This window comes from Marinobacter sp. (genome assembly GCF_035268745.1).
Classification (GTDB): domain Bacteria; phylum Pseudomonadota; class Gammaproteobacteria; order Pseudomonadales; family Oleiphilaceae; genus Marinobacter.
Genome location: NZ_DATFKH010000195.1, coordinates 1 through 8,069 on the forward strand (window position 1 = coordinate 1; position 8,069 = coordinate 8,069).

Annotated in this window: 8 protein-coding genes; 5 read left to right on the forward strand and 3 right to left on the reverse strand. The window is 61.5% G+C overall.

Translation table 11 applies throughout. The features are described from left to right. Nucleotides 1–1,262: ABC transporter permease (locus VJ956_RS13335; RefSeq protein ID WP_324085531.1), on the reverse strand; the 1,262-nt coding region annotated here is incomplete at its 3' end. Continuing rightward, nucleotides 1,259–1,972: an ABC transporter ATP-binding protein gene (locus tag VJ956_RS13340; RefSeq protein WP_324085532.1), complete on the reverse strand. Its 714-nt coding sequence runs from the start codon at nucleotides 1,970–1,972 to the stop codon at nucleotides 1,259–1,261. The genes VJ956_RS13335 and VJ956_RS13340, both read right to left, overlap by 4 nt. A 98-nt stretch (nucleotides 1,973–2,070) precedes the next feature. On the opposite strand from VJ956_RS13340, the gene VJ956_RS13345 reads away from it, so the two are divergent. Beyond that, a complete protein-coding gene (locus VJ956_RS13345) occupies nucleotides 2,071–2,577 on the forward strand; it encodes a DUF3299 domain-containing protein (RefSeq protein WP_324085533.1) in 507 nt (168 codons plus the stop codon). Between the two features lie 43 nt (nucleotides 2,578–2,620). Here the strand turns inward: VJ956_RS13345 and VJ956_RS13350 are convergent, their stop codons facing one another. After that, nucleotides 2,621–3,244 carry a ZrgA family zinc uptake protein gene (locus VJ956_RS13350; RefSeq protein ID WP_324085534.1) on the reverse strand — a complete coding sequence of 208 codons (624 nt, stop codon included), beginning with the start codon at nucleotides 3,242–3,244 and terminating at the stop codon, nucleotides 2,621–2,623. Nucleotides 3,245–3,378: 134 nt separating this feature from the next. Between VJ956_RS13350 and VJ956_RS13355 the strand changes: the two genes are divergently transcribed. From VJ956_RS13355 to VJ956_RS13370, 4 genes are all read left to right on the forward strand, one after another. Next, nucleotides 3,379–3,975: a UPF0149 family protein gene (locus tag VJ956_RS13355; RefSeq protein ID WP_324085535.1), complete on the forward strand. Its 597-nt coding sequence runs from the start codon at nucleotides 3,379–3,381 to the stop codon at nucleotides 3,973–3,975. A 68-nt stretch (nucleotides 3,976–4,043) separates the two neighbouring features. Then, nucleotides 4,044–5,363 carry a Xaa-Pro aminopeptidase gene (pepP, locus tag VJ956_RS13360; protein ID WP_324085538.1) on the forward strand — a complete coding sequence of 440 codons (1,320 nt, stop codon included), beginning with the start codon at nucleotides 4,044–4,046 and terminating at the stop codon, nucleotides 5,361–5,363. A gap of 10 nt (nucleotides 5,364–5,373) precedes the next feature. Next, nucleotides 5,374–6,678: a 2-octaprenyl-6-methoxyphenyl hydroxylase gene (gene ubiH, locus VJ956_RS13365; RefSeq protein WP_324085536.1), complete on the forward strand. Its 1,305-nt coding sequence runs from the start codon at nucleotides 5,374–5,376 to the stop codon at nucleotides 6,676–6,678. After that, complete coding sequence (locus VJ956_RS13370) at nucleotides 6,675–7,946, forward strand: FAD-dependent monooxygenase (RefSeq protein ID WP_324085537.1); 1,272 nt, start codon at nucleotides 6,675–6,677, stop codon at nucleotides 7,944–7,946. The genes ubiH and VJ956_RS13370 overlap by 4 nt, the downstream gene beginning before the upstream one ends. The last annotated feature ends 123 nt before the right edge of the window (nucleotides 7,947–8,069 follow it).

Below are 8,069 nucleotides of genomic sequence, written 5' to 3' on the forward strand. Positions count from 1 at the left end.
GCGTGGCTGAGCCCCTGTCTGCGGCTGTCCTGCCAGGCCCGCAGGGCGGGAATCAGGCTGACCAGCATGGCAGCGACCGGAACGGCTGCAATCATCAGCCATTCGGTACCTGTTAACGGCCGCAGGCTGATCTGTATCCCCCAGGTTTCCAGGAGCCACGGACCCAGTCCGGTAATGGCCGCGGCTCCGGCACCGAGGGCAATCACGCAGGCTATCAGTGCCAGTACCAGGCATTCGATGACGTAAAGCAACGCGATCAGCAGGGGTGAGGCTCCGACCGCCCTCAGAATGGCAACCTCCTGCCGGCGCTGCACCTGCAACGTCAATAGCACGGCGGCCAGCCCGATCAGGCTGGTGACCACCACAAAGCCGGTAATGCCCAGCAGGGCCGTTTCAAACTGCCCCATGATCCGCCACAGTTCGCTGAGTGCAACGCCCGGAAGTATCGCCGACAGTGGCTCACCGGCATACTGGTTAATGTCCCGCTGGATCTGGAAGGTGAGGATCTGGCGGTCTACCCCCAGCAGGGCGGCCGTTATCGTCCCTGGGGTCAGGTCCCGCTGCCGGGCCTGCGCGGGAGTGACTGTGCGGCCGGGTATGGCCACCCCGGACTCCCAGCCGATGTGAATGGCCTCCAGGCCTTCCAGGCTTACATACACTGCCTGGTCAACCGGTGTGCCCGTGGGAGAAAGTACGCCTGACACTCTGAAAGGCATGTCTTTGTGGTTTGAGAAACTGGTGCGGCCGCCCCCGTGGGACAGGGTAATGTTGGCGCCAACCTGATGCTGATGAGTGCGGGCTACCTCTGCGCCCAGAACCACTTCAAAAATATCATCAAACCAGGCGCCATCGCTGAGTTCAGGTGCCTGGCCCTGGCCATAGCGGAAAAAATCCGGGAATTGCCTGCTGGTGCCCACCACGCGGTGACCCCGGTAGCTGTCGCCGAGGGATATGGGAACAATCCAGCCGATGCGCGGGTCCTCCTGCAACTGCTGGTAGGTTTGCCAGCGAATGTTGTTGGTGGCGTTACCGATATGAAACACCGTATACATCAGCAGGTTTAACTGGCCGCTGCGGGCGCCGACAATCAGGTCGGTGCCGGAAATGGTACTGGTAAAGGACTGCTTCACTTCGGTGCGGAGGTACTGGATGCCGAGCAGCAGGGTGATGCTCAGTACCAGGGTCACGGTGACCAGTGCCAGCACATTGCGCCGGTGCCACAGACTGGCCATGGCCAGGGAAAAAACCAGGCGCAGATTCATCGGGCTGCCTCCAGAGCGATCCGGTGGTCAAACCGTGCGGCAAGGCTTTGATCGTGACTGACGAATACCACCGAGGATTGCTGTTTCGCGGCCAGTTGCAGCAGCAGCTCGATAAACCGGTCACGGTTTGCGCTGTCCAGCGCCGAGGTGGGTTCGTCGGCGAGAATCAGCTCCGGCGTGCCGGTTAACGCCCGGGCGGCAGCCACGCGTTGCTGCTGGCCCACACTCAGGCGGGTGATGGGGCGTCGCCAGTGGTCCCGGGGAATACCCAGAGCGTCCAGCAGGAAGCCGGCTTCCTCTGTCGGCGTCGGTAATGCGCGGGAACGACGCCCGGGCGAGAGGCGGCAGGGCAAGATTACATTGTCGAGGGGGGTCAGGTAAGGCACCAGGTTGAACTGCTGGAAAATAACGCCCATGTGATCTGCCCGGAACCTGTCCCGCTGGCCGCCGGTCAGGGCCGGAAGTTCCGTGCCCAGTACCCGGACCGAGCCGGCGGCAGGAACAATGAGGCCGCCAATCAGGCTCATCAGCGTGCTTTTGCCGCTGCCGCTGGGGCCCTGCAGGAACAGGTGCTCGCCGGCAGGGAGGCGTACCTCCGGATAGGCCAGTGGCTGGTGGTGCCCGTCCCATCGAAATGACAGGTCGGTGATTTCAAGGGTATTGCCGATGGTCCGGGAACCATCGGCCGTCGGGTCTGTCTTGCTGGTCATAGCGGGTGTCTGTTATCCGGTTTATCATCAGAATGCTGGTATAGTGTCAGTCTATGGTCCGAATCCAATGGTTTATGTTGCAGCAAAGCGAGTCCCCGATGCGATCTTTTTCCCTGGTTTTTACCTTCATCCTGGTTATTGCTTCTGCCGTCCCGGGTGTTGCCCATGCCAGTGATGCCGAGGAAATCGACTGGCTGGACCTGATGCCGGAAGAAGATCTCTACCTGCTCGAGAACATGCCCGAAGTGGACCACCAGGGCGATGGCCCGGTGACGCTGCCTGATGAGATCATGACCGGTCGGGTCGTGCCCGAGATGGGCGGCAGGACCGGTCGTATTCCCGGGTTTGTGGTACCGCTGAAAACCACAGATGACATGCGCATCCTCGAGTTCTTTCTGGTGCCTTACTACGGCGCCTGTATCCATGTCCCGCCACCACCGCCCAACCAGATTATCCACGTCAAGTACAACAAAGGATTCAAGATCGAGGCGCTTTATGACCCGGTCTGGATCGAAGGCACCCTGGAAATACACCGGACTGAAAACGATATTGCCTCCTCGTCCTATTCCATCGTTGCCGCAGACGTCACACCCTACGAGGAATGATCACCGGGGCAACTGACGGTCGCGGCACCGGACCCGGCGAGTGTTAACGGCTCAGGTTGAAATTCCGGGACTCAGAGGTCACCACAGTGCTGCCCTGGCCGTTCGGTCCTACCCATTCAATGGTCAGTGTTTCGAGCTCCGGGAAGCGCTCGGGAAGCGGTGTTGTAAGGGTCTGGTCGGGGCCGATTCCCGCACAGGACAATTGCTGGGTCACCTCGTAATCCCGGTGCGTCGTCTTATCCCCGGAATGTTGGTCATGGCTATGATCATGGTGATGCCCGTCATGATCGTCATGATGATGGTGCTCCTGGTCTCCACCGAGGCTGACAGTTGCGCTGGTGACCGAGCAGGTTCCCGCTCCGGTATTGATCAGCGGTGTGGTTTTGAGCCACTGACTGGTGTCCGCCAGTTGTTTTTTCTCTGCCTCCGTGCGTGCCTTGTACTCAAAACCGACCAGGTTGTAGGCGGGCGAGGTAAGCATCAGTTCTATCCGGTCGTTCTCCAGGGCCATCTGTAACCGGGCCTGGCCATGTTCGTGGGCACCGGGATTGTCGGCTGCGAAGGCAAGCGGCGCGAGCAGGCAGGGTGCCAGCACCCAGCCCGGAAATGGCGACGCTGAAGGCCGGTCGGGATGAGCCCGGGTGATGGTTTTCTGGTGGCTGGGCATGGGCTGATACTCTCTTTTTGATACGTTATAACATAATGTACTCATCCGCCCGATGAAATCAACAGGCAAGTGCCTTCAGCAGGGCTGGATGCTAGGATAGACGTTTATTCACCGATACAGGAATGTCCCGTTTCATGTCCGAAACTGACCTTTCCAGCTCACAGGAATCCGCCTTTGAGCAATGGGCCAATATTTTCGCCGCACATCAGGCATTCAGTCACCCCTCGGAGCTCCATGGCACACTTTGTGGTCGTCTTGCTGCGGGCGCACGTATGCAGGAAAGTGACTGGCTTGCGATAGTCTGCGAGCACATGGGCCTGCCCGCCACCGGTGCGGAGGATTCAGCAACCCTGCATCACTTCATGTCGGCTGCCTATGATCGGACGCTGGGGCAGCTCGAAGCGGCCGACATGAGTTTCAGACCGCTGTTGCCGGATGACGATTACGCCATTGAGCAGCGTCTGGAGGCACTGATTGCCTGGGTCCGGGGCTTTCTGGAGGGTATGGCACTGTCCGCCGGCCAGTCGCTGGGCCAGGCGCCGGATGAAATCCGGGAGCTGATCGAAGACATGGTGGCCATCAGTCAGTTATCTGATGAAGAAGAACAGGACGATGAGAGCGAGCAGCAACTGATGGAAATCATCGAATATGTGCGCCTGGGAGCGTTATCTGTATTTACCGAATTCAATCCGCCCGAAAGGCCGAAGCAGGCCGGACCCACCCTGCATTAGCCCGGCCTTCGGCCCGCGCTGACCGGGCACTGACGCTTTGTTGAACAGGACGAGATGTGAGAGACATTATGGCCGCAATGATACCCGTCAAGGAATTCGCCGACCGCAGACGCCGGTTGATGGAGCGCATGACCCCCGACAGCATCGCCATTGTGCCAGCGGCGCCAGAGCGGGTGCGCAACCGGGATGTGCTGTATCCGTTCCGCCAGGACAGTGACTTTCAGTACCTGACCGGTTTTGGTGAGCCCGAGGCAGTTCTGGTACTGATTCCCGGCCGCGAACACGGCGAGTCCGTGCTGTTCTGCCGCGAGCGCAATCCGGAAAAGGAGCTTTGGGACGGTTTTTTTGCCGGCCAGGAAGGGGCGATTGATACCTACGGCCTGGACGATGCCTTCCCGGTCGGCGATATCGACGACATTCTGCCGGGCATGATTGAAGGCCGCAGCCGGGTCTATTATCCGCTGGGCAAGGACCACGAGTTTGATGCGCGGGTGATGGACTGGGTCAAGCAGATCCGCAGCAAGGTGCGCGCCGGGGCCCATCCGCCGGGTGAATTTGTGGCGCTGGAGCACCTGCTTCACGACCTGCGGCTGTACAAGAGTGCCGCCGAAATCAGGGTGATGGCAAAAGCCGGGCAGATAAGTTCTGAAGCCCATAAACGTGCCATGCAGCGGGCCCGCAAGGGCGGCTTTGAATACAACCTGGAGGCCGAGCTGATCCATACCTTCATGGCAAACGGTGCCCGCTCGACAGCCTATCCGTCAATTGTCGGCAGTGGCGCAAACGGCTGTATTCTGCACTACATCGAGAACAGCGCCGCGCTGAAAGACGGCGACCTGGTGTTGATCGATGCCGGGTGCGAATACGAATGCTATGCCTCCGATATCACCCGGACCTTCCCGGTCAATGGCCGGTTCAGTCCGGAGCAGAAAGCGATTTATGAAGTGGTGCTTGCCGCCCAGTATGCAGCAATTGAGGCGGTTCACCCGGACAACCACTGGGATCATCCGCATCAGGCAGCGCTGCGAGTGCTGACCCAGGGGCTGATTGATCTGGGCCTGCTGAGCGGGACCCTGGAACAGGCGCTTGAGCAGCAGGCCTACCGCCCGTTCTTTATGCACCGGACCGGCCACTGGCTGGGGATGGATGTCCACGATGTGGGCGACTACAAGGTTGGCGATGCCTGGCGCCAGCTTGAACCGGGAATGGCGCTAACCGTTGAGCCCGGCCTCTATATCGCGCCGGACAATACCGACGTGGATGCCAGGTGGCGGGGCATTGGCATCCGGATTGAAGACGATGTGGTCGTCACCAGAGAGGGTTGCCGGGTATTGAGCGAGGCAGCGCCCAAGACGATAGCGGATATTGAAGCACTGATGGCGGACTGACGGGAAGCTTATGTCGAGTAACCATGACACGGACATCGTGATTGCCGGGGGCGGCCTTGCCGGCGCCACCCTGGCCCTGGCCCTGGCCCGCTGCGTGCCCGAACTGCGGGTCACCGTAGTGGAGTCATTTCCGCTGTCGGCGCAAGCACTGCCGGATTGCTATCAGCCCAGTTACGATGCCCGTTCTACCGCGCTGGCCTGGGGCTCCCGGCTGATTTTTGATCAGCTTGGCCTGTGGTCGCGGCTGGCGGAGCACGCCACACCCATCCGCCATATTCACGTTTCTGATCGCGGTCATTTTGGCGCCACCCGTCTGCACGCCAGCGATCACCAGCAGGAGGCTCTGGGCTATGTCGCGGACAATCGCTGGATGGGCCTGTGCCTGGTCAGGGAGCTGCTGGAAACCGGCGTGAGCTGGCGGGCTCCAGCAGCGGTAACCGGCATGGAACCACGCCAGGATGGCGTCAGGGTCTTTGTTGGTGAGGGCAGGGGCGACGGTGAAGACGGTGGTAGCGAGGCGTTGACGGCACAGTGCCTGGTGATCGCCGATGGCGGGCGTTCCGGCCTGCGGGAAAAACTCGGGTTCCGGGTGAATCAGCAGGCTTACGGCCAGCATGCGCTGATTGCCAATGTATCCACCTCGAAACATCATGACAATACGGCCTACGAGCGCTTTACCGACGCCGGGCCCATGGCGCTCTTGCCCCATGGCCCGACGGGTCAGGGGGAGAGTACCTCAGCGCTGGTCTGGACGTTGGACAGTGAAACCCTGGATGACCTTCTTGCCCGGAACGACGCAGAAAAATGCCGGCGTTTGCAGGCACGGTTCGGATGGCGCCTGGGGCGTTTTATTCACATTGGCGAATGCAGTCACTACCCACTGACGCTGCAGACCGTGGATGAGTCCGTCCGGCCCGGGGTTGTACTGGTAGGTAATGCCGCGCACACCCTGCACCCGGTAGCCGGGCAGGGTTTCAACCTGGCGTTGCGTGGCCTGATGGCGCTGGTAGAACAGCTACAGCGGGCCGCCTCGCAAGGCCAGCCGCTGGGCAGCCTGGCGGTGCTGAACCGGTATCAGGCCCACCATCGGCAGGACTGGAAACAGACGGTACAGTTCTCGGATTCGCTGATTGAAATTTTCGGCCAGTCGATGCCTGTAGCTGCCGCAGCCCGGGATATAGGCCTGACCGGCCTGGATCTGCTGCCGGGCGCAAAACGCTGGTTCGGGCGCAAGGCCATGGGGCTGGGCGGACGTCGCCCGGGTATTTCGCCTGCGACCAGCGGGCAGCGGGAGCCGGCAGGAAACAAGCCATGAAGAATTCACCCGGGGGCCCGGTGCAAGCCCCAGCGAGATCGGCCGATTTTGACATCCTTGTCGTCGGCGGCGGCCTGATCGGTTCGGCCGCAGCGCTGGGGCTTTCCCGGCAGGGTTGGCAAGTGGGACTGGTGGAAGGCCTGCCCCGGGATGCACTGGTTGCAGATATTCAGCCAGCCACTGCGGTTGGTGATTTCGAGCCGCGGGTCAGCGCGCTGTCGCTGGCAAGCCAGCAGCTGCTGGACCAGCTTGGGGTCTGGGAGCGGGTACGGGGCGGCCGCCATTGCCCCTACCAGAACATGACAGTCTGGGACGGTGACGGCACCGGCCGGATTCAGTTTGAGGCAGCCGAACTGCAGGCACAGTCCCTGGGCACGATTGTCGAGAACCGGGTTGTGGTCAGGGCGCTGTTTCAGGAAATTCTCGACAGCCCTGTTGGCCTGATCGACGGCGTCAAGGTCTCGGGCTGGTGGCAGGACGCCAGTCTGCAAGGTATCCGCCTCGACGATGGCCGCTCACTGGCCGCGACCCTGGTGATTGCGGCCGACGGAGCCAACTCCCGCCTGCGACAGTGGGCGGGGCTGCCAACGCGGGAGTGGGATTATGACCAGCAGGCCATTGTGTGCACGGTAAAAACCGGCCAGAGCCACCGCTCCACTGCCTGGCAACGATTTTCCCGGACCGGGCCACTGGCTTTCCTGCCATTGCTGAACGAGCAGGGCGACAGCCATTTCTGCTCAATCGTCTGGTCCCAGGATACAGTGGAAGCGCGGCGCCTGATGGCCCTGGACGACGCCACTTTTGCCGCTGAGCTGGAACGCGCCATTGAGCGTGAGCTGGGAACGGTGGAAGCCGTTTCCGCACGGTTTGCCTTTCCGCTGCGGCAGCGCCATGCCAAGGACTATGTGGCAGAGGGTCTGGCCCTGGTCGGCGATGCTGCCCACAGTATTCATCCGCTGGCGGGGCAGGGCGCGAACCTGGGGTACGCCGATGTCGGGGTTCTGCTGCAAGAGCTTTACCGTTCAAGGTCAGCGGGGCTCAGCCCGGCGGATGCCGCGATGCTGGCCCGGTATCAGCGCCGCCGCAAAGGTGAGAATCTGGCGATGATGGCCGCCATGGAAGGGTTCAAGCAGTTATTCGGCCGTGACGAATTGCCGGTGCGCTGGCTGCGCAATACCGGCCTGCGCTGGTTCGACCGGCTTGGCCCTGTCAAGCACCGCCTTGCCGCCCAGGCGATGGGAATGACGCGCAGTGTCCCGTCTGGTTAATGCGTTGACCTACTGCTTGCCGCTCGGGCCTCTGGCCAAGGCGCCAGTGCGCAGGTGTGGTGGTTCCACATCAAGGGCTGGCAACACAGGTCCAGAGGCCCGAGCGACAAGCCCTCCGGGAGC

What these genes read in the sequence shown, in the direction of transcription:
- ubiH (WP_324085536.1), top strand. Translation starts at nt 5,374, where the DNA reads ATGTCGAGTAACCATGACACGGACATCGTGATTGCCGGGGGCGGCCTT.
- VJ956_RS13345 (WP_324085533.1), top strand. Translation starts at nt 2,071, where the DNA reads ATGCGATCTTTTTCCCTGGTTTTTACCTTCATCCTGGTTATTGCTTCT.
- VJ956_RS13355 (WP_324085535.1), top strand. Translation starts at nt 3,379, where the DNA reads ATGTCCGAAACTGACCTTTCCAGCTCACAGGAATCCGCCTTTGAGCAA.
- VJ956_RS13340 (WP_324085532.1), bottom strand. Translation starts at nt 1,972, where the DNA reads ATGACCAGCAAGACAGACCCGACGGCCGATGGTTCCCGGACCATCGGC.
- VJ956_RS13350 (WP_324085534.1), bottom strand. Translation starts at nt 3,244, where the DNA reads ATGCCCAGCCACCAGAAAACCATCACCCGGGCTCATCCCGACCGGCCT.
- VJ956_RS13370 (WP_324085537.1), top strand. Translation starts at nt 6,675, where the DNA reads ATGAAGAATTCACCCGGGGGCCCGGTGCAAGCCCCAGCGAGATCGGCC.
- pepP (WP_324085538.1), top strand. Translation starts at nt 4,044, where the DNA reads ATGGCCGCAATGATACCCGTCAAGGAATTCGCCGACCGCAGACGCCGG.